Annotated in this window: 20 protein-coding genes and 1 tRNA gene; 10 read left to right on the top strand and 11 right to left on the bottom strand. The window is 63.0% G+C overall.

Annotated features, from left to right (window positions below):
* Nucleotides 1-63: 63 nt before the first annotated feature.
* A complete protein-coding gene (gene araD, locus FNL56_RS06865) occupies nucleotides 64-1,803 on the bottom strand; it encodes an L-arabinonate dehydratase (protein WP_143572195.1) in 1,740 nt (579 codons plus the stop codon).
* A 231-nt stretch (nucleotides 1,804-2,034) separates the two neighbouring features.
* On the opposite strand from araD, the gene FNL56_RS06860 reads away from it, so the two are divergent.
* The gene (locus FNL56_RS06860; RefSeq protein ID WP_143577650.1) at nucleotides 2,035-2,865 is read left to right on the top strand and encodes a hypothetical protein; all 831 of its coding nucleotides are present in this window, start codon (nucleotides 2,035-2,037) and stop codon (nucleotides 2,863-2,865) included.
* A gap of 67 nt (nucleotides 2,866-2,932) precedes the next feature.
* Here the strand turns inward: FNL56_RS06860 and FNL56_RS06855 are convergent, their stop codons facing one another.
* From FNL56_RS06855 to FNL56_RS06845, 3 genes are all read right to left on the bottom strand, one after another.
* A complete protein-coding gene (locus tag FNL56_RS06855; protein WP_168202868.1) occupies nucleotides 2,933-4,030 on the bottom strand; it encodes an amidohydrolase family protein in 1,098 nt (365 codons plus the stop codon).
* Between the two features lie 39 nt (nucleotides 4,031-4,069).
* Nucleotides 4,070-4,843, bottom strand: a complete 774-nt coding sequence (locus FNL56_RS06850; protein ID WP_143572192.1) for a cyclase family protein — start codon at nucleotides 4,841-4,843, stop codon at nucleotides 4,070-4,072.
* A 210-nt stretch (nucleotides 4,844-5,053) separates the two neighbouring features.
* The gene (locus FNL56_RS06845) at nucleotides 5,054-6,040 is read right to left on the bottom strand and encodes a fumarylacetoacetate hydrolase family protein (RefSeq protein ID WP_143572191.1); all 987 of its coding nucleotides are present in this window, start codon (nucleotides 6,038-6,040) and stop codon (nucleotides 5,054-5,056) included.
* A 101-nt stretch (nucleotides 6,041-6,141) separates the two neighbouring features.
* Here FNL56_RS06845 and FNL56_RS06840 point away from each other — a divergent pair, with 101 nt between their 5' ends.
* The 5 genes from FNL56_RS06840 to FNL56_RS06820 are packed head-to-tail and all read left to right on the top strand — an operon-like array spanning nucleotide 6,142 to nucleotide 10,110.
* On the top strand, nucleotides 6,142-7,065 hold the full coding sequence (locus tag FNL56_RS06840) for an ABC transporter substrate-binding protein (protein WP_143572190.1): 924 nt from the start codon (nucleotides 6,142-6,144) through the stop codon (nucleotides 7,063-7,065).
* A gap of 7 nt (nucleotides 7,066-7,072) precedes the next feature.
* Nucleotides 7,073-7,768, top strand: a complete 696-nt coding sequence (locus tag FNL56_RS06835) for a GntR family transcriptional regulator (RefSeq protein WP_143572189.1) — start codon at nucleotides 7,073-7,075, stop codon at nucleotides 7,766-7,768.
* A 4-nt stretch (nucleotides 7,769-7,772) separates the two neighbouring features.
* A complete protein-coding gene (locus FNL56_RS06830; RefSeq protein WP_143572188.1) occupies nucleotides 7,773-8,585 on the top strand; it encodes an ABC transporter ATP-binding protein in 813 nt (270 codons plus the stop codon).
* Nucleotides 8,582-9,346, top strand: coding sequence for an ABC transporter permease (locus FNL56_RS06825; protein ID WP_143572187.1), 765 nt, complete (start codon nucleotides 8,582-8,584; stop codon nucleotides 9,344-9,346). Before FNL56_RS06830 ends, FNL56_RS06825 begins: the two co-directional genes overlap by 4 nt.
* A complete protein-coding gene (locus tag FNL56_RS06820; protein WP_143572186.1) occupies nucleotides 9,343-10,110 on the top strand; it encodes an ABC transporter permease in 768 nt (255 codons plus the stop codon). The genes FNL56_RS06825 and FNL56_RS06820 overlap by 4 nt, the downstream gene beginning before the upstream one ends.
* 211 nt (nucleotides 10,111-10,321) lie before the next feature.
* Here the strand turns inward: FNL56_RS06820 and pgm are convergent, their stop codons facing one another.
* The 5 genes from pgm to FNL56_RS06795 all read right to left on the bottom strand — a co-directional run bounded on the left by pgm (nucleotide 10,322) and on the right by FNL56_RS06795 (nucleotide 16,305).
* Nucleotides 10,322-11,977 (bottom strand): phosphoglucomutase (alpha-D-glucose-1,6-bisphosphate-dependent), encoded by a 1,656-nt coding sequence (gene pgm / locus FNL56_RS06815; protein ID WP_143572185.1) that lies wholly within the window; start codon nucleotides 11,975-11,977, stop codon nucleotides 10,322-10,324.
* Nucleotides 11,978-12,278: 301 nt separating this feature from the next.
* A complete protein-coding gene (locus FNL56_RS06810) occupies nucleotides 12,279-13,013 on the bottom strand; it encodes a Crp/Fnr family transcriptional regulator (protein WP_143572184.1) in 735 nt (244 codons plus the stop codon).
* A 120-nt stretch (nucleotides 13,014-13,133) separates the two neighbouring features.
* Nucleotides 13,134-14,642: a tripartite tricarboxylate transporter permease gene (locus FNL56_RS06805; RefSeq protein WP_143572183.1), complete on the bottom strand. Its 1,509-nt coding sequence runs from the start codon at nucleotides 14,640-14,642 to the stop codon at nucleotides 13,134-13,136.
* Between the two features lie 12 nt (nucleotides 14,643-14,654).
* Nucleotides 14,655-15,140 (bottom strand): tripartite tricarboxylate transporter TctB family protein, encoded by a 486-nt coding sequence (locus tag FNL56_RS06800; RefSeq protein WP_143572182.1) that lies wholly within the window; start codon nucleotides 15,138-15,140, stop codon nucleotides 14,655-14,657.
* A gap of 193 nt (nucleotides 15,141-15,333) precedes the next feature.
* Nucleotides 15,334-16,305 (bottom strand): tripartite tricarboxylate transporter substrate binding protein, encoded by a 972-nt coding sequence (locus FNL56_RS06795; protein ID WP_143572181.1) that lies wholly within the window; start codon nucleotides 16,303-16,305, stop codon nucleotides 15,334-15,336.
* A gap of 273 nt (nucleotides 16,306-16,578) precedes the next feature.
* Between FNL56_RS06795 and FNL56_RS06790 the strand changes: the two genes are divergently transcribed.
* The 3 genes from FNL56_RS06790 (at nucleotide 16,579) to FNL56_RS06780 (ending at nucleotide 17,745) form a co-directional block, all read left to right on the top strand.
* Nucleotides 16,579-17,010, top strand: a complete 432-nt coding sequence (locus FNL56_RS06790; RefSeq protein ID WP_143572180.1) for a VOC family protein — start codon at nucleotides 16,579-16,581, stop codon at nucleotides 17,008-17,010.
* A gap of 16 nt (nucleotides 17,011-17,026) precedes the next feature.
* Nucleotides 17,027-17,533, top strand: coding sequence for a VOC family protein (locus tag FNL56_RS06785; protein ID WP_143572179.1), 507 nt, complete (start codon nucleotides 17,027-17,029; stop codon nucleotides 17,531-17,533).
* A gap of 135 nt (nucleotides 17,534-17,668) precedes the next feature.
* Nucleotides 17,669-17,745: transfer RNA gene (locus tag FNL56_RS06780), tRNA-Met, on the top strand.
* A gap of 575 nt (nucleotides 17,746-18,320) precedes the next feature.
* On the opposite strand, the gene FNL56_RS06775 is transcribed toward FNL56_RS06780, so the two are convergent.
* Nucleotides 18,321-21,179, bottom strand: a complete 2,859-nt coding sequence (locus FNL56_RS06775) for an ATP-binding protein (RefSeq protein WP_143581852.1) — start codon at nucleotides 21,177-21,179, stop codon at nucleotides 18,321-18,323.
* A 174-nt stretch (nucleotides 21,180-21,353) separates the two neighbouring features.
* Here FNL56_RS06775 and FNL56_RS06770 point away from each other — a divergent pair, with 174 nt between their 5' ends.
* A complete protein-coding gene (locus tag FNL56_RS06770) occupies nucleotides 21,354-22,076 on the top strand; it encodes a CBS domain-containing protein (RefSeq protein ID WP_143577625.1) in 723 nt (240 codons plus the stop codon).
* Between the two features lie 24 nt (nucleotides 22,077-22,100).
* Here FNL56_RS06770 and FNL56_RS06765 read toward each other — a convergent pair whose 3' ends face one another.
* Nucleotides 22,101-22,721 (bottom strand): UbiX family flavin prenyltransferase, encoded by a 621-nt coding sequence (locus FNL56_RS06765; protein WP_143576058.1) that lies wholly within the window; start codon nucleotides 22,719-22,721, stop codon nucleotides 22,101-22,103.
* Nucleotides 22,722-22,786 lie beyond the last annotated feature (65 nt).

Genomic DNA, 22,786 nt, shown 5'->3' with positions numbered 1-22,786 from the left:
GGGCATTCGATCCACCCTCTCCCACAAGGGGAGAGGGAAGGAAGCAAGAGCGCCCGCGTCTTTTCAATAAATCACCGGCTCTTTCACCTTGCCGCCGAACGCCGTTTCGAGAAAATCGAAGTCGCAACCGTCATTGGCCTGCTGGATGTGTTTGGTGAACATCCAGCCATAGCCGCGCTCATAGTGCCGCTGCGGAGCAGTCCAGGCCGCGCGGCGCCTGGCCATTTCTTCATCCGAAACTTCCAAATGGATAATGCGGGCATCGACATCCAGCGAGATGATGTCACCATTCTCGACCAGCGCAAGCGGGCCGCCGATCCAGGATTCCGGCGCGACGTGCAGGATGCAGGCGCCGTAGCTCGTACCGCTCATCCGCGCATCCGACAGTCGCACCATGTCACGGACACCCTGCTTCACCAGTCTGGTCGGGATCGGCAGCATGCCCCATTCCGGCATGCCCGGCCCGCCTTGCGGCCCGGCATTGCGCAGGATCAGCACGTGGTCGGCCGTGACGTCGAGATTCTCGTCATCGACGGCTTTTTTCAACGAGGGATAATCATCGAACACCAGGGCCGGGCCGGAGTGCTTGAGGAAGCGCGGCTCGCAGGCCGAGGGTTTGATGACGCAGCCGTCCGGCGCCAGATTGCCCTTCAGTACCGCCAATGCGCCCTCGGCGTAGATCGGATTCTCGATCGTGCGGATGATGTCGTCATTGTGGACCTGGGCGTCGGCGATGTTCTCGCCGATCGTCTTGCCGGTTACCGTCAGCGCGTCGAGATGCAGATGATCCCTGATGCGGCTCATCAGTGCCGGCAGCCCGCCGGCGTAATAGAAATCCTCCATAAGGTACGTATCACCGCTCGGCCTGACATTGGCGATGACAGGCACCTTGCGGCTCGCGGTCTCGAAATCATCGAGCCCGATGTCGTGGCCTGCACGGCGCGCCTGCGCGATCAGATGGATGATCGCATTGGTCGAGCAGCCCATCGCCATCGCCACCACGATGGCGTTCTCGAAGGCGTGGCGGGTCTGGATTTTCGCAGGGGTGAGGTCCTCCCACACCATTTCGACGATGCGGCGGCCGCATTCACTGGCCATGCGGATGTGGCCGGAATCGGCGGCGGGAATCGACGACGCGCCGGGCAGCGACATGCCGATCGATTCCGCGATCGCGGTCATAGTGCTCGCGGTGCCCATGGTCATGCAGGTGCCATAGCTGCGCGCGATGCCGCCTTCGACCTCGACCCATTCCTTGTCGGAGATCTTGCCGGCGCGGCGTTCGTCCCAGTATTTCCAGGCGTCCGAGCCGGAGCCGAGCGTCTTGCCCTTCCAGTTGCCGCGCAGCATGGGACCGGCCGGCAGATAGATCGCGGGATAGCCGGCGCTGGTCGCGCCAAGCAGCAGGCCCGGCGTAGTCTTGTCGCAGCCGCCCATCAGCACGACGCCATCGACGGGGTGGCCGCGCAGCAATTCCTCGGCGTCCATCGCCAGCATGTTGCGATAGAGCATGGTGGTCGGCTTCAGGAAGGATTCCGACAGCGACAGCGCCGGCAGCTCCATCGGAAAGCCGCCAGCCATCAGGATGCCGCGCTTGACGTCCTCGACGCGGGTCTTGAAGTGCATGTGGCAGGGCTGCGCATCCGACCAGGTGTTGAGGATGGCGATGACCGGCCGGCCCTTCCACTCCTCCGGCGCATAGCCCTGCTGCATCGCCCGCGAGCGGTGCCCGAAGGCGCGCAGATCATCGGGCGCAAACCAGCGCGCGCTGCGCAACTGATCCGGGTTCTTCTTCGTCCTGGTCATTCCTGGTCCCTGATTTTTCGATTCGTTGGGCGAAGTTTGATCGCATCGCGGCCACGGTGTCGCGATCTTTTCGGCCGAGGCGGCGGACGTGTTGCCACATCGCGACGCTGTGGAATACGCTGCCATCGATCGCAGGTGGCATGGCTGGATCGACGGATGGTCAATGGGCGAGGCATAACGGCTCGGGACGGATGCGGGGGGGACCAACAGGCAGCGCCCCTCGCCATCGCCATGATGCTCTTCGCGTCGATGGCGCTGAGCGCGCCTGCCTTCGGCAAGGCCAGTGACGACGACGATGACGACCCGTCGAATTCGGAGACCGTTCCCAATCTGTATCTCGACCTGATGACAACCTACGGCACCCTGCCGGCCGGGGCGATCGGCATCGGCTTCCAGAATTTCAGCGCCCTGCCGACGCTGTCTTCACCCGCCAGCCAGTCGGTCACCGTCAACGCCCCGATCACCCTCGACCTCACCGACCGCATTTCGGTCTATGGCGGCGTCAGCTCCACGACGTCGCGCACCGATGCGACGTCATGGAGTTCGCTCATTGCCACCGCCTGGAATGTCGGCCTGCAGGCCGACGTGATCCAGCAGAACGGCGGTACGTTGCCGACCATCACCGTGCAGGCCACGCTGTCGCGCTCGATCCAGGCCAGCGTATTGGCGACCACGACCCTCACCACCATTCTCGAGGCCGACTATGCGCTCGACCCCGACGCCACCACCGGGCTGCTGGCCGGCGGGCGCTATGTGAACGTCGCCGTCGATACCGATCTCGCCAGCGTGAAACCCTCGATCATCGGCTATCTCGGCGGCTACTATCAGTGGCCGAGCAACTGGAAGCTGTCCGGCCGGTTCGGCGTGCAATCCTTCGGCGGCGCGCAGCTCGTGAACCGGAGCCCGGTCGCGCCGTTCACCCAGCCCATCATCCGCCTCGATCTCGAGCGCATGGACGACGACGACAACCGGCTGTTCGGACTTACCTTCGAAGTCGCCTGGGTGCCGAAGCCGGCCTATCAACTGACGATGCGCACCCCGCTCTATGCCATCAAGAACTGACCGATAGCTGCCAACGGCCGTCAACGAGCAGTGAGATCCGGCGAACATCTGCCCAGCCCTCGTTCGCTCAGCCAGTCAGACGCGGGAACAACTTCAGCGCATTGCCGCGCTCGATCGCCGCGATCTGTTCGTCGGAAAACACGCCCGCCTGCCGCAGACCTTCGACGTGATCGAGGCTCTTGCGGTATGGAAAGTCTGTCCCGAACAGGATCTGCGATGCCGGGATGATCGCCGCCAGGGCCGACAGCGATCCCTTATTGGAGACCTGCGCGGTGTCGTAATAGAAGCGCTTCAGCTCGGCCAGTGTCCCGTCGGGCACGGTGTCCTTTGCCTTCGGGTCCAGCATCGGGTTGCGCACGAAGCGTTCGATCAGGAACGGCATGGTACCGCCCGCATGAGAAAAGATCCATTTGATATCGGGGAAGCGCCGCGCGTTGCCGCTGAACAGAATGTCCGCGATGGTCCGCGTGGTGTCGGTGCCGAACTCGATCATCACCGGCTGTTGCGTCGGCACCAGGTTCACACAGCAGTTCGCCGCCGTGGGATGGGTGTAGACGACGGCCTTGCGGCGATTGAACTCTTCCATCACCGGGATGAACGAGGGATCGCCGAGCCACTTGTCACCGTAGCTCGTCATCAGGCCGATGCCGTCGGCCTTCAGGACATCCAGCGCATAGGCGATCTCCCGCAGCGCACCCTCGGTGTCCAGAAGTGGCACCATGGCGAAGCTGCCGAACCGGCCGGGATGATCCGCCATCAGCTTGGCCGCGTATTCGTTGGATTCGCGCGCAAGCGTGCGGGCTTGCGCCTGCGGGATCGGATTGAGCGCCGGCGTCGTCACGGAGAGCATGGAGACGGCAACGCCGGCCTTGTCCATGTCCTCGATGGACTTCGCCGGCGTCCAGTTCTTCATCAGCGGATCGCCGAACTTCGCCGCATTCGACGCGGTGATGTAGGTCGGCGGTGAGAGATGGTGATGAACGTCGATGCGAAACGACGCGCCATCGGCCGCTGCCTGAGCGCGCCTGGCGACCCCGGTCGTCGCCAGTGCCGCCGCGCCAGCCAGCCCGAGCATGAAGCCACGCCGGCTCGGCGTGGTGCATGAGAATACCTTGAAGCCGCTATGACACGCGCACGCGCCAAGCCCTTTTGCGCCAGCCTTCATCGTCATCTCCCTTGGTAGTCTTTTCATTCTGGTCGTAGTTCAGTCGATGATGGCTACGGCCCTCGTCCATCCTGCCGACGCCTTCTCGATCTTCACCGGGAAGCACGACACCGTAAAGCCGGTGGAAGGCAACTCTTCCAGATTGTGCAGCTTCTCGATGTGGCAGTAGCCGATGTGGCGGCCGGCCTTGTGGCCTTCCCAGATCAGACTGGCGTCGTGGGTCTCGGCATATTTCTTCGCTGTGTAGACGAACGGCGCGTCCCAGCTCCAGCCATCGATGCCGGTGAGGCGCACGCCGCGCTCCAGCAGATACATCGTCGCCTCGTAGCCCATGCCGCAGCCGGAGGTGACGTAGTCCTGCTGGCCGTATTTCACGCCGGCCGAGGTGTTCACCACCACGATCTCCAGCGGGCTCAGCGTATGGCCGATGCGCTTCAGCTCGGCCTCGACGTCGGCCGCGGTGGCGACATAGCCGTCGGGGAAATGCCGGAAGTCGAGCTTGACGCCGGGCTGCAGGCACCATTCCAGCGGCACCTCGTCGATTGTCCAGGAGCGTTCGCCACGGTTCATGGTCGGATGGAAATGATACGGCGCGTCGAGATGCGTGCCGTTATGCGTGGACAGGCTGATCTGCTCGACCGCCCAGCCCTCGCCGTCCGGCAGGTCTTCCTTCTTCAGCCCGTCGAAGAACTGCAGCATGCGCGGCAGGCCCTGCTGGTGATCGATGTACTGGATGGTCGGATGGTTGCCCGGCGGATCGGCGGGCACGTCGTTCTGCAAGGGCACGGAAATATCGATGAGGCGGCGGGCCATGGGGGTTTCCTCAAATGTTTCTATGATTCAGGTTGTCGTTCCGGGGCGGAGCTGGTGCCGAAGGCGACGGGACCGAACCCGGAACCTCGACGTGTGCCTCACTTCGGGATTCCCCGCCACTCCAATTGGAGTGGCTGAGGTTCGCAGTCGGCTGGCGCCGCCCGCGCCCCGGAATGACAGTTTGTGGCGATTAGACCAGACGAGTCTGTGTTAGACGTCCTGCCGAACCACCTTGTTCTTGAGCACGCCGATCTTCTCGACTTCGAGTTCGATCTCGTCATTGTGCTCGAGATACCAGCCAAGCTCGAGGCCGCAGCCATTTCCGACGGTACCGGAGCCGATGAATTCGCCGGGCATCAGGGTCTCGTCCTGCGAGATGTGCGCGATCAGTTCCTCGAACGGAAACAGCATGCCTTCGGTGACGCCGGAGGAGCGCACCTTGCCGTTGACGCGGCATTCCATTTTGAGCTTGTAGGGATCGCCGATCTCGTCGGGCGTGACGATCCACGGGCCCATCACGTTGCCGCCATCGAAGCTCTTGCCCTTGGCGGGGCCGAGCCTTCCTTCCATTTCCAGCCGCTGCGCGTCGCGCGCCGAAAAATCGTTGAAGATGGTGTAGCCGAAGATGTGATCCTTCGCCTTGGCGGCCGTGATGTTGGCGCCCTTGTTCTTGGTGATGATGCCGAATTCGAGCTCGTAATCCATCACCTGGCTGTAACGCGGCCACTTGACGGTGGTGTTGGTGCCGCGCACCGAAAAGCGGTTGGTGATGTAGTAGATCGGCTGGCGGCGATACACTTCCGGCAATTCGCCGAGCGGTTCGGCCTCGATTCGCGCCAGCTCTTCCATGTCGTTCTTGGCGCGGGCCGCCAGTTTCTGCTGGCCGCGCGGCGCCTGCAAGATATGCAGCGGAAACGACATGCCGTCGCGGCACTGTCGTGGCTCAGGCACCGGTGCGAGGATATCGGCGCCGGCCACCGCGACCGACAGCGATTCGTCGTTGCCGTGCTTCTCGAACAGGACGCGCGCCGTATCCAGCGCGCCTTCGCCCGCGTCGATCAGCGACAGCATCGAGGCGAAGGCGGGGTTGCCGCCATTGCGGCCGGCGGCTGTGGCGACGTCGAACAGTTTGCTGTCGTTGGAATGGACCAGCCCGACCTTCTGCTGGCCGCCTGCGCTATATGTCGCGAGTTTCAACGTGATCTCCCTCTTGCTTTTGTTATTTGATAAAATATAGGATCAAAAAAAATATCGATAAACAAGAGGCGATTGCAAAAATCGCATTCAGGGAGGTAAAAATGAAAAAGCTCGCAGGTCTGGCGTTGGCGGCATCGTTGTTCGCAGGTGCAGCACAAGCCCAGAACAAGCTCCAGATCGGCTGCACCGCGACGACCGACTGCGCGTCGGCAATGGTCGCAGTCGATGAGGGCATCTTCAAGAAGCACGGCCTCGACGTCGAAATGACGTTGATCGGCATCAACTCCAACATCCCGGCCGCGATCCTGTCCGGCTCGATCCAGATCGGCGGGCCGACCTCGACCGTATTCCTGCAGGCCGTCGATGGCGGGCTGGATCTCGTCGCGGTGGCCGGCGCCACCGTGATGAACCCGAATTCCAACGCCAATATCACCGCCTTCGTGCGCAACGGCATCACCATCAAGGAGCCGAAGGACTTCGTCGGCAAGAAGGTCGGCGCGCCCGGCCTCGGCGCCTTCCTCCACGTGCTGTTCGTCAAGTGGCTGGTGGAAAAGGGCGTCGATCCGAAGAGCGTGAACTTCGTCGAGGTCACCTTCCCGACCATGGCCGACATCATCAAGTCCGGCGGCGTCGACGTGGTGCTGGCGGCCGAGCCGTTCATCACCCGCATGACCAATGCCGGGCTGGGCACGATCGGCGCGCGCTACGCCGCCGAACTGAATCGCACCGAGCCGATCATCTTCTATGCCGCGTCGCGCGACTGGGCCGAGAAAAACCCGGAAGTCATCCGAAAATTCCGTGCGGCGATCGCGGAAGCGGCGCCGATCGTCAACAACGACCGGGAGAAATCGGCAGCTTCGATCGCCAAGTTCACCAAACAGACGATTGAACTGGTGAAGGCGTCGGCGCCCAACAAGTCCGAGCCGGTGCTGAAAGCCGATCAACTGGCCTGGTGGATCGACATCATGGCCTCGCAGAAGATGCTGCAGAGCAAGGTCGACCTCAACAAAGTCATGCTGAAGTAGGACCGGGATGGCGGACGCAACTCGCAGCGACGTGGACGCGTCCGGCTCGGACACGCTGAGCGAACGCGCCGCCACGCTGCTGCAGCACGACATCATTGCCGGGCGTCTTGCGCCCGGCGCGCGTCTCGGCATCGTCGATCTGGTGCAACGCTATGATATCGGCGCCACGCCGCTGCGCGAGGGCCTGTCTCGGCTGATGTCGCGCGGGCTGATCGTCGGCATCGGCCAGCGCGGTTTTCGCGTCGCCGACATCAGCCGCGAGGATCTCGCCGATATCACGCGGATGCGTACCGTGGTCGAGATGGAGGCGCTGCGGCTGGCGATCCAGAACGGCAACGATGCCTGGGAGGCGGGCATCTTGGGCGCGCTGCACCAGATGCGCCGCCATATCGAGCGGATTGGCGACGCCTTTCGCGAAGGCGCGCCGGATTTCGACCGGCTGCACAAGGGATTCCACACCGCGCTGCTGTCGGCCTGCGGCTCGAGGCGGCTGTTGTCGGCGCATTCCGACCTGTACGACCAGGCCTATCGCTACCGCCGCGTGATGATGCGCGGCTTCGACTCCGGCGCGCAATTCGTCGAGGCGCATCAATTGCTCGCCGATCGCATTCTCGCGCGCGACATCGGCGCATCTCAGGCCGCGCTCGAATCGCATCTGCATTCGACGCTGGCCTATGTCTATCCGCCCGGTCAGGGAGACTAACATAATGAAATCCGCCACAGCGCGCCCGCTCGCCAAGACCGCTGCCGTCGCGCCCGCGAAAGCGCAGATCGCGTTCTCGCATGTCACGCTCGATCTCGGTGGCAAGACCATCATCGAGGACGTCAGCCTCGACGTGAAGCAGGGCGAGTTCCTCTGCATCATCGGGGCGTCGGGCTGCGGCAAGACCACGGCGCTGCGGCTCGCCGCCGGCCTGTATCAGCCGACCTCCGGCGACGTGGTGTTCGACGGCGTCGCCATGCGCGCGCCGCGGCGCGACGTCGCAATTGTGTTCCAGGACTATGGCAAGGCGCTGCTGCCGTGGCGCACCGCCGCCGGCAACGTCTCGCTGGCGCTGGAGACGATCGGCATGCCGGCCGCGCAGCGCCCGGCGCGGATCGACGAACTGCTGAAGAAGGTCGGGCTGCCGAACCACGCCGACAAATATCCGGCAGAGATGTCCGGCGGCATGCAGCAGCGATTGCAGATCGCGCGCTGTCTGGCGCAGGAGCCGAAGGCGCTGTTGATGGACGAGCCGTTCGGCGCGCTCGATGCGATGACCCGGCAGGGGTTGCAGGACGAGGTGCTCGAACTGGTCGCCGCCAGCGGCGCCACCGTGATCTTCGTCACGCATGACCTCGAAGAAGCGATCTACCTCGGCGACCGCGTCATCGGCCTGTTGCCGCATCCCGGCCGCATCGGAATCGAACTCAATATCGACCTGCCCCGCCCGCGCGACCAGCTCACCACGCGCGAGCAGCCGGAATTCCTGCGGCTGCGCCGCGAATTGTTCGACTTCATCAAGGCGTCGGAAGCATGAACAGGGAACGCTGGAAGGCCGCGGCGCTGCCCGTCGCGCTGCTCGTCGGGCTGGAGGTCTGGGCACGCGCGAGCCACATCCAGAGCGACGCGCTGGCGCCGCCCTCAGCGGTGGCCGCGGCTTTGGTAGAGGCCTTTGCCGACGGCTCGATCCTGGGTGCCACGCGCGACACGCTGGCCTCGGCCTTTGCGGGCCTCCTGATCGGCGGTGCCGTGGGCCTGGCGCTTGGCATCGCGCTCGGCATCTTCAAGCCGTTCGACCGCCTGATGGAAGTGACGATCGAATCGCTGCGGCCGATCCCCTCGATTGCGTTGCTGCCGATCGCGCTAATCGCGCTTGGCTTCGGCTACCGCATGGAGATCGTGATCGTCGCCTTTGCCTGCGTATGGCCGATCCTGATCCTGTCGCGCGCCGCGGTGCGCAGCATCGAGCCGCGGCTGATCGAGGTGTCGCGCGCGCTGAAGCTGTCGCCGGGCGACCGGGTGCGCAAGATCATCATCCCGGCGGCACTGCCGCGGATCTTCCTCGCGTTTCGTCTCGCCGCCGGCATCGCGCTGATCGTCGCCGTCACGGTGGAGATCGCGATCAATCCGATCGGGCTCGGCGCCGGCATCATGACCGCGCAGCAGGCGTTGCGGCCGGACCTGATGCTGGCCTATTTGCTGTGGATCGGGCTGATCGGCTACGCGCTGAACACCGGCCTGATGCTCGCGCAGAAACATCTATTCGGGCCGGCGGCCCTCGCCGGAGAACTGCGATGAACGCCACCGTGCTGATGTGGCGCGCCGCCAGCTTTCTGGTCGCCGCGGGCTTCGTGGCGCTGTGGCAACTGGTGGCCGATCTCAAGCTCGTGTCGCCAGTGTTTCTGCCAAGCCCCGATCGCGCCTGGGCCTCGCTGGTGCGCGGCTTCACCTCCGGCGACCTGCTGGCGAAGACGATCGGCACGCTGGAGCACATGGCCTATGGCTGGCTACTGGCGTCCATCGTCGGCATCGCGCTCGGCGCGATGATCGGCTCCTCGAAAGCGATGCGCAGCTATGTCGCGCCGTCGCTGGAATTCCTGCGGCCGCTGCCGGTGTCGGCGATCATTCCGGTGGCGATCGCTCTGTTCGGCCTGACCCAGGGCATGGCGCTGTTCGTGATCGCATTCGGCGCGATCTGGCCGATGCTGCTGGCCACCGTGCACGGCTTCGCCGCGGTCGAGCCCAGACTCTACGAAGTAGCGCGCTCGCTGCACATGTCGCGCCTTGCCGTGATCTTCAAGATCGCGCTGCCTTCGGCCAGCCCCGACATCATCTCGGGGATGCGGCTCAGCCTCACGGTGGCGCTGATCCTGTCGGTGGTCTGCGAGATTCTCGCCGGCCTCGACGGGCTCGGCCATTGGGTGCTGCTGTCGGCGCGCTCGTTCCGGTCGGCGGACCTGTTCGCCGGCGTGATCCTGCTCGGCGTGATCGGCTACGTCACGGCGCTGGCGATGTCGATGGTCGAGCAGCGGCTGCTGAGGTGGCGGACGAGCGGACACTAGGTTGAGCGCCGGCGTCTGTGGTCCCCTCCCCCTTGCGGGGAGGGTCGACCGAACGGACGACGATGCGAGAGCATCGTCGGGAGTGAAGGTCGGGGTGGGGGTGCCACGGGCGACGAAGCCTGTTGCTACCCCACCCGAACGCGCTTCGCGCAGCAACCCTCCCCGCAAGGGGGAGGGAAAGAACCGCGTTCTATTTGCTCAGACCTGCGTCTTACTTGCCGGCAGCAAACACTTTCGCGATCGACCCCTGCGCGTCGTCCTGGATCTGGCGCAGGTGATCCTGGCTGACGAAACTTTCCGCGTAGATCTTGTAGACATCCTCCGTGCCGGACGGCCTTGCCGCGAACCAGCCGTTGTCGGTGGACACCTTGATGCCACCGAACGCCACGCCGTTGCCGGGTGCTTCGGTCAGCGTCGAGGTCACCGCATCTCCGGCCAGTTCCGTCATGGCGATCTGCGCCGGCGACAGCTTCTTCAGCAGGCTCTTCTGTTCTACCGAGGCCGGCGCGTCGATGCGCTCGTAATACGGCACGCCGAACTCCTGCGTGAGTTTCTCGAAACGCTGGCTTGGATCCTCCCTGGTCACCGCGGTGATTTCCGCCGCGAGCAGGCCGAGGATCAGGCCGTCCTTGTCGGTGGTCCATACCGTGCCGTCGCGGCGCAGGAACGATGCGCCCGCGCTCTCCTCGCCGCCGAAGCCGAACGAGCCGTCGCCCAGGCCATCGACGAACCATTTGAAGCCGACCGGCGTCTCCACCAGTCGACGGCCCATCTTCTTCACAACGCGGTCGATGATCGCGCTGGAAACGATGGTCTTGCCGACCGCTGCGTCCGGGCTCCAGTTCGGGCGGTGTTCGAACAGATAGGAGATCGCGGCGGCCAGATAGTGGTTCGGATTCATCAGCCCGCCGGAGCGGGTGACGATGCCGTGGCGGTCGGCGTCGGTGTCGTTGGCGAAGGCGACGTCGAACTCGTCGCGCATCCCGATCAGCCGCGCCATCGCATAGGGCGAGGAGCAGTCCATGCGGATCTTGCCGTCCCAGTCCAGCGTCATGAAGCGGAAGGTGGGATCGACGACGTCGCTGACGATGGTGGCATCGAGTCTGTAGCGATCAATGATCGGCTGCCAGTATTCCACGCCGGCGCCGCCCAGCGGATCGATGCCGATCTTCACGCCGGCGTTGCGGATCGCTTCCATGTCGACGACGTTGCCGAGGTCGGCGACGTAAGGCGTGATGAAGTCGTAAGGCTTGACGAATTCCGACTTGCGGGCGCGTGCATAGGGCATCCGCTTGATGCCGGCGAGATCGTTCTCGAGGAAACCGTTGGCGGCCTTCTCCATAGCGCCGGTGATGTCAGTATCGGCCGGACCGCCGTTCGGCGGATTGTATTTGAAGCCGCCATCCTCCGGCGGATTGTGCGACGGCGTCACCACCACGCCGTCCGCGAGACCCGAGGTCCGGCCCTTGTTCCAGGTGAGGATCGCGTGGCTGATCACCGGCGTCGGCGTGTAGCCGTCGTGCTGGTCGATCATCACATGGACGCCATTGGCGGCGAACACTTCCAGCGCGCTGACCAGCGCCGGCTCGGCCAGCGCATGAGTGTCGATGCCGATGAACAGCGGGCCGTCGATGCCGGCGCTGCGACGATAGTCGCAAATCGCCTGGCTGATGGCGAGGATATGGTTCTCGTTGAATGAGGTGGCGAGGGCCGAGCCGCGGTGCCCCGAGGTGCCGAAGGCGACGCGCTGCGCCGGAATCGCCGGATCGGGCTTGCCGGCGAAATAGGCCGTGACGAGGCGCGGCACATTGACCAGCCAAGCGGGATCAATCGTCTTGCCGGCCAACGGGTCGATATGAGCAGCCACATTATTCTCCTTCGCGAACCACCATCCGCCGGCGTCGAACGGCCGCCAGCCCGGACTTCTTGGCATGTTTCGGGAGAATAATCAGCCAGCCGCCGTAAGGTTCAGCGACGGTCGTCGAGCTTCTCAGTCTGCCGCACGGCCCAGGCGACCGGCACGGCAAAGCCTACGAACAGCAGGACGACGCCGGCGGCAACAAGCATGCTGTCGAGGGGCATTGGCTTCTCCATCGTTGATGGAGAATTTTAGGGCCAGGGTGGGCGAGACCACCTTGAGCTGCATCAAATTCGTCGCTCGCCGGGCGCTACGCCCGCGCGAGCTTGTCCAGCCGCTCGGGGGCGAGCAGGCGGATGCCGTCCGGCACCACGACGATAGCCTTGGCGCGGGCCAGCTTGGTCAGCGTGCGGCTCACGGTCTCGATGGTCAGCCCGAGGTAATCGGCGATATCCTGCCGGCTCATCGGCAGGGGCACGTTGACCGAAACAGGGGCGAGCCGGCTGTACCGGGTCTGCAGATTGAGCAGGAAGGCCGCCACTTTCTCTTCCGCGGTGCGGCGGCCGAGCAGCAGCATCTGGTCATGCGCAAGGCTCAGTTCATGGCTGACGAGTTCGTGCAGCCGGCGCAGCAGATGCGGCTTGGTGTCGAGATAATCGACAAAGGCGCCGCGGGCGAAGCGGCAGACCTTGACGTTAGTGACGGCTTCCGCCGTGACGCCATATCGCTCGACCAGCGCGAGACCGAGGAAATCGCCCGGCAGTGCAAAGCCAACGATCTGACGGCGACCGTCGGGCAGGGATTTGTACAGCCGCACACAGCCTTCGGCCACGTTGTAGACGCTGCAAGCCACCGCGCTCTGGTCGAACAGCATGGATTTGGCGGGAAAGATCTTGGATTGGCTCAGGCATTCGAGCGTCGCAAGTTCGTGTGCCTCCAATACGCCACAAACGCTGAAGGCCCGCATCGTGCATTCTTCACACGCGTTCCTGGCGCGGCCGAGCCTTATATCGTGCGATGAGGCGCCCGGTTCGACACAAGTCATCGGATATCCAGTTCGGTTCAACCTTGTCAGCTCGACACTTGATGTGGATCAAGGATGGCGGTGTTGATCCACATCAACGTCGCGACAATTGTCCACGAACAATCGCTTACCGAGTGAGGCTCAGGCGCCCTCGTCCAGCGCCACCAGTTCGCGCTTCCTGCGGAACGACGGGAGCAACGGGCCGACCAGCAGCACCAGGGCGATCGCCAGGCAGACTGCCGAGATCGGGCGCTCGACGAAGGTCATCAGGTCGCCCTGCGACAGGATCAGCGACTTGCGCAGATTGTTCTCCAGCAAGGGTCCAAGCACGAAGGCCAGCACCAAAGGCGCCGGTTCATAGCCGAACTTGCGCAGGAAGTAGCCGATCACGCCGAAGCCGATCATGACGTAGACGTCGAACACGTTGTTGCTGCTGCAATAGACGCCGATGATGGTGAACAGGATGATCATCGGGAACAGCACGTTGTAGGGCAGCTTCAAGAGCTGCACCCACATGCCGATCAGCGGCAGATTGAGCACCAGCAGCATGGCGTTACCGATATACATGCTGGCGACGATGCCCCAGAACAGACCGGGGTTCTGCGAGATCAGGAGCGGCCCGGGCTGAAGGCCGTGGATCACGAAGGCGCCGAGCAGCAGCGCCATCACCACGTTCGGCGGAATGCCCAGCGTCATCAGCGGAATGAAGGCGCCGCCGGCGGCGGCGTTGTTGGCGGCTTCCGGGCCTGCCACGCCCTCGATGGCTCCGCGACCGAACCGTTCGGGGGTCTTCGACAGCTTCTTCTCCAGCGCATAGGAGGCGAACGACGCCACCACCGCGCCGCCGCCCGGCAGGATGCCGAGGAAGAACCCCAGCAGCGTGCCGCGCCCGATCGGCCCGGCGCTGGCCTTCCAGTCCTCCTTGCTGGGAAGAAGGTGGTTGATCTTCGCATTGATGATGTCGCGCTTGAGCGCCTGCTCGGTGTTGATGAGAACTTCGGCGAGGCCGAACAGGCCCATCACCACCGGCACGAGGCCGATGCCATCGATCAGTTCTAGGCGGCCAAAGGTCAGCCGCGGCTGCGCGGTGATGCCGTCGAGGCCGACCAGACCGAGCACGATGCCGATGCAGGCCATCAACAGCGCCTTGGCCATCGAGCCCTGCGTGAGAAAGGTAAGCACGACCAGGCCCAGCACCATCAGGCTGGCATATTCGGCGGGGCCGAACGCGATCGCCACGGAGGCCAGTTTCGGCGCGACCAGCATCAGGGCGACCAGCGAGAAGGTGCCGGCGATGAACGAGCCCAGCGCCGAGATACCGAGCGCGGGGCCGGCCCTGCCCTGCCGAGCCATCTGATGGCCGTCGAGGCAGGTGACGACCGACGCCGCCTCGCCGGGAATATTGACCAGGATCGAGGTGGTGGAGCCGCCATACATCGAGCCGTAATAGATGCCGGCCATCATGATGATGCCGGATTCCGGCGTGCCCGACAGCGTGATCGGCAGCAATAGCGACATCGCCGAGATCGGCCCGATGCCGGGCAGCACGCCGACCAGCGTGCCGATGAAGACACCGAGGAAGCAGTACAGGATGTTGATCGGCAGCAGGGCAACGCCGAAGCCCTGCATGACATTGGAGATGACTTCCATATTGAATTCCGGTCAGCCGATTTCAAAGATGCCCGAGGGCAACTGGATCAGAAGCGCATGCTTCAGCACCCACCACACGCCGACCGGCGCCAGCACCGCGAGCGGCACCGCCAGCGTCCATCGCACCGGATCAATCGCGCGCAGCAATACGAGCATCAGCGGAATGGTCGAGATCAGGAAGCCTAGCTGGTCGAGCGCGATGGCATAGGCGACCAGGCTGGCGATGATCACGACCGGCCGCGACCAGCGCGTGCCCTCCCAGCGCGAACCGAAGGTCGGCCCGCCCTCGGTGACCGCCGCGATGGTGATCGAGATCGAAAACAGGCACATCAGGATGCCGGTGTAGAACAGCACATAGCCGGAGCCGGGATCGTTGATACTGCCGAGCTTCAGCTTCAGCCCGGAGCGGATCACGAAGAGGCCGAGTGCGAGGCCGATCAGCCCGGTCCAGAATTCGGAATTGTTGAGGCGGAACGGCGGGCGGGTTTTATCAGTCATATCGACGTATTCCATCAGGCTACTGTTTGGCTCTTGCGCGCCACCCCCTCCGCGTAGTCCCCGCGAAAGCGGGGACCCATACACTCCGTCGTATCAGCTCAAGCAAGGTAGCAAGCGCCTGCGTTCGACTTGATAGGACGGAGGCTATGGGTCCCCGCTTTCGCGGGGACGACAGCGGAAAGGCCGCTGTAGATCAATTCGCCTTCTTGCCGAGCCCGATCGTCTCGATCACCTTGCGCTCGGAGGCCGTTACTTCCGCGACGAACTTCTTGTAGTCCTCGGTGTTCTTGTAGTTCGGCACCATGTCGTATTTCGCCAGCGTGGCGATCACCGCGGGGTCCTCGATCGCTTTCTTGAAGGCATCGTGCAGCTTCGCCACAATCTTCGGATCCATGCCCTTGGGTCCGGCGATGCCGAACGGCGAGTCATAGACCATCGGATAGCCGATTTCCTTCAACGTCGGCACGTCCGGGAAATTCGGCGAGCGCTTCTCGGTCCACACCATCAACAGACGCAGCTTGCCGGCATCGACCAGCGGCCGCCAGCCGGTGGAGTCAGCCTGCAGCATGGTATGCTGGCCGAGCACCGCGGCATTGGTCTCCGCGCCGCCCTTGAAGGGCACCTGGGTCAGCTTGATGCCGGCCAGACCGGCGATCTGTTCCATGCCGACATGCAGCGAGGTGCCGGCGCCGGGCGTCGCATAGGTCACCTTGCCGGGATTGGCCTTGGCGAAATCGACGACGTCCTTCCAGGTCTTGAACTGCGAATCCGCATGGGTGGTGACGCCGAAAGTGTAGCCGGTGAGATGAATGATGTAGCTGAAATCCTTGTCGGGATTCCACGACACCTCCTGCATCAGCGGCAGGCGGAACACGGTGATCGGGATCTGCGAGATGGTGTAGCCGTCGGGCTTCGACGCCGCCGCCATCGTTGCAGGGCCGACCGTACCGCCGCCGCCGCCCTTGTTGTCCACGGCGATCGGCTGGCCGAGATGCTTGGAGGCCGCATCGGCAATCGCGCGCATCGAGATGTCGGTGGAGCCGCCCGCCGGCCATGGCACGATCAGGGTGATCGGCTTGGTCGGATAGTCCTGCGCGCCTGCGGCGGCGCCGAACAGCGCGGTGGCGGCGAACACAGCAACGGCGAAGCGATTTCGCAGCAACATCAAAAATCCTCCCTGTGCGGCCATCGGGATCGGATCATTCGATCTCGTCCCGCGGATCAAGTCCGGGCCTGCGTTTAGTCTGCGATCCTGAAGCCGCGAGATCAACGACTATTTTGCGCAGTTGCACAATGCATCGGACGTCTCATGCGACATTAGGTCCGCGAGCGCATCACCTCGTCGACAAACATTCCGCGTGTAAAAATATTCCAGCGCCGGTGTCGGATCACGGCACCTCCGGCCGTCCTAGGAGGGACACACCAAGAGGAGACGCCAATGCCCCAGATGGTCTTCATCAACCTGCCGGTCACCGACCTGCGCCGCGCCACGGCTTTCTACCAATCGATCGGTGCGACGAAGAACGACATGTTCTGCGACGACACAGCGTCCTGCATGGTGTTTTCCGACACCATCTTCGCGATGCTGCTGACGCATGAGAAATTCAGCCAGTTCACGTCAAAGAAGATCGTCGATGCCAAGAGCGCCTGCGAGGTGATGCTGTGCCTGTCCGCCGACAGCCGCGACGCGGTCGATGCGCTCGTCAACAAGGCTACCAGAGCCGGTGGCGCGGGCGATCCCTGCCCGACGCAGGATTACGGCTTCATGTATGGCCGCAGCTTCGAGGATCCCGACGGTCATATCTGGGAAGTGGCGTGGATGGACCTCGAAGCCGCGGCGAAGTCACAGCCCGCCGCAGCCGACGCCTGATTGGAGGAGAACGCCGATGTCGAAGATTGCCCCCTGCCTGTGGTTTGCCAAGGAGGCCGAGGAAGCCGCCCAGTTCTACGTCTCGCTGTTGCCGGATTCACGGATCGACCGGGTCCAGCGCAGCCCGCTCGACACGCCGCCCGGCAAGGCCGGCGACGTGCTCGTGGTCGCCTTCACGCTCGCGGGACAAAGCTTCATCGGGCTGAATGGCGGCCAGGCGGTGCCCTACAGCAACGCCGTGTCGTTCACCATCAACTGCGACGACCAGGCCGAGGTCGATCGTCTGTGGGAGGCCCTGATCGCCGACGGCGGCAAAGCGGTGCAGTGCGGCTGGCTGAACGATGGTTGGGGCGTACCCTGGCAGATCGTGCCAAAGGGCTTCACCGAAATGCTCGCCGACAGCCATGGCGAGGGCGCCAAGCGGGCGATGACGGCGATGATGGGCATGGTCAAGCTCGACCTGGCGGCGCTGAAAAACGCCTATGACGGCGCCGGGATCGACGCCGGGCGGCCAAGCGCCTGATTTGGCGATCTTTGTTGCCCAAGCGGGGTATGTATCGACAGCGCGGAAATCGCGGGGGACTTGCTTGACATCGAGTCCCCCGCCTCCTTATATGCCGCGCATTCGCCGGGGTTTGTTTCGCCCCCGCGGACCTGTGGCGGGGTAGCTCAGTTGGTTAGAGCACGGGAATCATAATCCTGGGGTCGGTGGTTCGAGTCCACTCCTCGCTACCATATTCGCCTGCACTTTTAAGATTTGTCATATTTCGTACCACGCTTCGTACCACGAATTTCCTTATGGCCATGATCTTGGTCGAGGCGTGGCAACGGCCCGTGAGGTGCTGGAGATGGTGTTGGCCCTGGCGACGGCTACTTCACAGCCGACTGGTCTCGTCAACCTGTCGTCTCTACGTGAAGGCCTGTCGGGTGCAGCGAAAGGCACACAACTGAGGGCTGCCTCGGTGTCACATGCATTGCTTGATCAACGGAGCGCTCACCAGTGGCCCGCATAGTGGCAAGCCGCGGATCGGCCAGTGCTAGGAATTCGGCGCTCATTGCACACCATTGAACAACCGTACGGCTGATGACATTGTCATGACCGGCGTTGGAAATCAGTCCTTTTCCAGCAGCTTCGTCAGAAACGACGCCGTCAGATCCTGACGTTGGCCGATCGCACAGCGGTGTCGAGGTTAGACTCCCTGTTCCCGCGCTACCTGTGGCGCCTGGAACCGCAAGGTGGCGTAGTTGGTTTGCAGCTTGTCGGACATCTCGTAGCAGTTGCGGCCGTCCACGGTGATGCCTCTGGTTCGTCAGCCCGCTATACGTGGCCGGCACCACTGCGCCAGCTTGGCATAAAGGACCTCGCGCTTGAACGGCTTTCCAATGTGATCGTTCATCCCGGCGGCGAGAAACCGCTCCACCTCGGCCGGGATCACGTGCGCGGTCATCGCGACGATCGGAACATTGCCCGCAGGATGATCGACCGCACGAATATGCCGGGTTGCCGTCAGTCCATCCATGCCCGGCATTTGGATGTCCATCAGAACGAGATTGTAATGTTTGGACTGTATCGCAGCGACCGCCGCGCTCCCGTCCGCCGCAACGTCGACCGAATAACCGGCAGCCTCAATCATCGCCTGAGCAATCTCGCGGTTCATCTCAATATCCTCCACCAGCAGGACGTGCATATCTGCGCTCGCCGATCTGACGTCCGGCGCCTTAGGGGTAAGCGGATGGGGAAAAGCCACCTCGAGTGTCAGAGCAAACGAAAAAACCGAGCCCTTGCCTACGGAGCTTTCGCAGGAGATCTCGCCCCCCATCAGTTCCACAAGCTGCTTGGAAATGGCAAGCCCAAGCCCAGTCCCGCCGAAACGACGCCGAACCGAACTGTCGATCTGCGAAAAACGTTCAAACAACCCGGCGCGCTTGTCCTGCGGAATTCCTATTCCTGAATCGGAAATTTCGAAACGCACAGTCTGGAAACCATTTGCATCCGCCAGCCGGGCGACCAAGATGCTGATGCTCCCTTCTTCGGTGAACTTGACTGCGTTGTTGAGCAGATTCAGCGAAATCTGCCGTAGACGACCTTCGTCGCCCCAGACGTATTTCCCGAGGCATGGATCGATATTCCTACCGAGATGTAGCCCCTTCGCGGTGGTCAGTGGCTCGACGATTTCCAGCGTGGATTCGATGAGTTCGGTTAGCGAGAATTCGCTGCGATCTATCAAAACGCCGCCGGACTCGATTTCCGAAAAATCGAGAATGTCGTTGACGACGCTGAGCAGGGCGTTTCCCGCCGACCGGATCTTGGTCACTTCCCGGCGCGGCTTGCCTTCCAACCGGTCGTCGTTCAGCAGAATATCTGTATAGCCGAGAATGCCGTTCAGTGGAGTCCTGACTTCGTGGCTCATGGAAGCCAGAAATTGCGATTTTGCCGCCGTCGCGGCTTCCGCCGCAACCTTAGCCGCCATCAGCTCGGCTGCCTGATTCTGGCGCTGGGTCACGTCCCTCATGACCGCGACCGCGTGCCGTTCTTCGCCATCGCCACCGTCCACTACCGAGTATGCCGAATCGACCCAGACCCAGTGACCCTGCTTGTGTTTCATTTGGGAAAGGAAGGTCACCCGGTCATCTGCCATATGCAACGAAAGATCGAGATGCTGTTTGAGGGTAAGGTCTTCGTCTTGAAGTAGGTCACGATCCGAAAGCTGCTCGTACTCGGTGCCGGTGTACCCGAGCAGCGGAAAGATAGAGGGTGAAACATAAATGCAGGCGCCGTCGGTGGCCCGCCGCATGACGATTACATCGCTCATGTTCTCCGCCAGTAACCTGAAACGGCGCTCGCTTTCGAAAATCTGCAGATCCGCCCTCTTTTTCAGGGTAACATCACGGAAAGTACGGATCACACCTCCACTCTCGAAGGGCCGCGTGTAGATTTCGATTACCTCCCCGCCGGGGCGGGTGCGTTCGAACGAATACTCTGCGCCCTGACTGACTCGTGGCCGGAGGCGTTGGCGGACCTCCTCGGACACGTTGGCGAACTCGCCTCTGCCCTCCTGATAGGCAAATAGTTCCGCGCTGGTGGGGCGGGAGGACGAATAGGCCTGAGGAAGGCCGAGCAAATTGATCGCTTGCTGATTGCAGATCGAAATCCGGTCGTCCCTATCGACCACAATGAGTCCTTCATGCATGCGCTCGATGGTAGCCCTCAGCAGTTCGGCCTGTCGGTTGAATTCCCTTTCGCGGCGGAGCAGGCCCCAGCCCAGGAGAAGAATGATCACGCAAAGCAGAGATGTTCTCGCCAGGCTATAAATGACGCTTCGGCGCCACGGCGCCAGAATCTCATACGTGGCCAAGGCGGCGGAGACCACGAGAGGATAGCCCTCGACGCGCTGATAGCTGTTGATGCGGACGATGCCGTCCGTCGTCGAGGGAAATTGTTTTACGCCGGCCGACGATTTTGGCAGTAGATCCCTAAAGATGACAGAGTTCCGCATATCTCTCCCGATGTTCTTTTCGGTGAAAGGACGCCGGACCAGCAGTGTCGCATCATTACTCGCAAGCAGGATCGCGCCGGAGCGGCCGATCTCAAACTGGTCGTAAAAGTCCTGGAACGCGGCCGTCTTGATCCCCACCGCGACGAATCCCAAGAAGCCGCAATCCGGCCGTCTCAGTCGCCGCGAGATTGGAATAACCCAGGAATTTGACAGGGCACTGCGTATCGGCGCGCCGACGTAGATCTCTCGCGAAGGGTCTGATCGGTGAAAAGTGAAACTCGGGCTGCTCTGCGCGCTGAGCCGCATCGTTTTCGTGCCGTTGGTGCTGAACCCGTTACCTTCCGGATCGAAAATCGCAAGCTCGTCGATCTGCTGCACGCGATCCATCAGCTCTCGCAATTTCGGGCAAGTTTTTCCGTCGTCGATAATGCCGCCCGAATCCTCCAGCCCGTCAACAACCCCAATCAGGATAGCATCGGCGGTACGCATCATCCCGGCCGCATGCTGCGCAAGCGAACGCATGATGTTTGCGGTATCCTTCCGGCTGTCCCCGATGACCTCGGCCCAGCGTTCAATACTCCGGTAGATTTCGTGCGCGAGAATCGCAGCGCAAATGAGCGAGACAAAGACGATAAAGCCAGAGGACCTGGCAAAGGGGCTAATTTGCTTCAAAGGTAGAAGGCCTTTGCTGGACCGAAGCGTCGTGCGGCTAGAGCTGCGGTATCGACGCTCGCCCCGCCGCCCGCTGCCCCGTCCCCACGGCACCGCTATTCCTTCCTCTTGCGCCAGATCAAAGGTTGGTGGCCGGACGGGATCTAGTATCTGGCCACAAGATCAGAGGTTGCCATGCGCGCTGAACAGATCATGACCCGTCACGTCATCGCGGTGTCTCCCGAGACCTCGATACTCGACGCCGCCGATATAATGCTGAAACATCGCGTCAGCGGATTGCCCGTCACAGGCGGTGCCGGTGAATTGCTCGGGATCGTTTCGGAAAGCGATTTTCTGCGGCGCTCCGAGATCGGGACGCAGCGCAAGCGACCGCGCTGGCTGCAATTCCTCGCAAGCCCGGGACGGCTGGCGAATGAATATGTGGCCGAGAGCGGTCGCAGGGTCGAGGACGTCATGACCCGCCCCGCGATCTCCGTCGATGAGCAAACCGAGATGGACGAGCTGGTCTCGCTGATGGAGCGGCATCGTATCAAGCGCCTGCCGGTGATGCAGCAAGGCCGGCTGGTGGGCATCGTGACGAGGTCCAATTTGCTGCAGGCCTTTGCGAGCATGGCCAAGGAAATCCCCCAACCGACCGCGGATGATGATGATATCCGTGCGCGCCTGTTGCGCACCTATGATGCGGCCGAGTGGCGCCCGATCGGCGTGCAGGTGACCGTCCGCAACGGCGTCGTGCACTTGCATGGCCGCATCAGTGACGACCGCGCCCGCCGCGCCGCGGTGGTCGCGGCCGAAATCATCGACGGCGTCAGAGAGGTGCACGACCATATCTGCCTCGTCGATAACTGGTCGGGCCACTACATGGATTCGCCGGAAGACAGCAAAGCAAGCGGCTGACGGGCAACGCCGCCGGCCTGCCGATCACGGCAGCCCGCCAACCTCGTCCGGCGCCAGTCCGAGCCAACGGCTGACTACATCGGTCGTGATGTCGAACAGGTCGAGGACGCGGCCGAGCGTGTGATCGACCACCTGCTCCAGGCTCTCCAGCCGGGCATAAAACGTCGGCACCGGCGGATAGATGATGGCGCCGATCTCGGCGACGGCGATCATCGAGCGCAGATGGCCGAGGTGCAGCGGCGCCTCGCGCACCATCAGCACCAGCCGGCGGCGTTCCTTCAGCACGACATCGGCCGCGCGCGTCACCAGCGACGACGTCACGCCGGTGGCGATCTCCGCCAGCGATCGCATCGAACACGGCGCGATCACCATGCCGAGGGTTTTGAACGAACCGCTGGAAATCGCGGCGCCGATATTGTCGGCCTGATGCACGACGTAGGCGAGATCGCCGAGGTCGGACACAAGCAAGTCCATTTCCTCCGCCAGCGTGATTTTCGCCGACGGGCTGACCACGAGACGCGTCTCGATCATCAAGGGCTGCAGCAGTCTCAGCAACCGGACGCCGTAGATCGCCCCTGATGCGCCGGTGATGCCGACGATCAGGCGCCTCGGTGTGGGCGCCCGGTCGGGAACGGGAGTTTGCATCTGCACCAGCGTCTCGCAATCATCCTGAAGCGCGGCCACCGGGCGGCAAACGCCCGGCCGCATGC

Source organism: Tardiphaga sp. vice304 (genome assembly GCF_007018905.1).
GTDB lineage: Bacteria > Pseudomonadota > Alphaproteobacteria > Rhizobiales > Xanthobacteraceae > Tardiphaga.
This window is presented reverse-complemented; position numbering and strand designations above follow the sequence as displayed.

Coding starts and splice junctions, on each gene's coding strand:
- araD (WP_143572195.1), bottom strand. CDS start 1,803: ATGACCAGGACGAAGAAGAACCCGGATCAGTTGCGCAGCGCGCGCTGG.
- FNL56_RS06860 (WP_143577650.1), top strand. CDS start 2,035: ATGATGCTCTTCGCGTCGATGGCGCTGAGCGCGCCTGCCTTCGGCAAG.
- FNL56_RS06855 (WP_168202868.1), bottom strand. CDS start 4,030: ATGAAGGCTGGCGCAAAAGGGCTTGGCGCGTGCGCGTGTCATAGCGGC.
- FNL56_RS06850 (WP_143572192.1), bottom strand. CDS start 4,843: ATGGCCCGCCGCCTCATCGATATTTCCGTGCCCTTGCAGAACGACGTG.
- FNL56_RS06840 (WP_143572190.1), top strand. CDS start 6,142: ATGAAAAAGCTCGCAGGTCTGGCGTTGGCGGCATCGTTGTTCGCAGGT.
- FNL56_RS06835 (WP_143572189.1), top strand. CDS start 7,073: ATGGCGGACGCAACTCGCAGCGACGTGGACGCGTCCGGCTCGGACACG.
- FNL56_RS06830 (WP_143572188.1), top strand. CDS start 7,773: ATGAAATCCGCCACAGCGCGCCCGCTCGCCAAGACCGCTGCCGTCGCG.
- FNL56_RS06825 (WP_143572187.1), top strand. CDS start 8,582: ATGAACAGGGAACGCTGGAAGGCCGCGGCGCTGCCCGTCGCGCTGCTC.
- FNL56_RS06820 (WP_143572186.1), top strand. CDS start 9,343: ATGAACGCCACCGTGCTGATGTGGCGCGCCGCCAGCTTTCTGGTCGCC.
- FNL56_RS06810 (WP_143572184.1), bottom strand. CDS start 13,013: ATGACTTGTGTCGAACCGGGCGCCTCATCGCACGATATAAGGCTCGGC.
- FNL56_RS06805 (WP_143572183.1), bottom strand. CDS start 14,642: ATGGAAGTCATCTCCAATGTCATGCAGGGCTTCGGCGTTGCCCTGCTG.
- FNL56_RS06800 (WP_143572182.1), bottom strand. CDS start 15,140: ATGACTGATAAAACCCGCCCGCCGTTCCGCCTCAACAATTCCGAATTC.
- FNL56_RS06795 (WP_143572181.1), bottom strand. CDS start 16,305: ATGTTGCTGCGAAATCGCTTCGCCGTTGCTGTGTTCGCCGCCACCGCG.
- FNL56_RS06790 (WP_143572180.1), top strand. CDS start 16,579: ATGCCCCAGATGGTCTTCATCAACCTGCCGGTCACCGACCTGCGCCGC.
- FNL56_RS06785 (WP_143572179.1), top strand. CDS start 17,027: ATGTCGAAGATTGCCCCCTGCCTGTGGTTTGCCAAGGAGGCCGAGGAA.
- FNL56_RS06770 (WP_143577625.1), top strand. CDS start 21,354: ATGCGCGCTGAACAGATCATGACCCGTCACGTCATCGCGGTGTCTCCC.
- FNL56_RS06765 (WP_143576058.1), bottom strand. CDS start 22,721: ATGCAAACTCCCGTTCCCGACCGGGCGCCCACACCGAGGCGCCTGATC.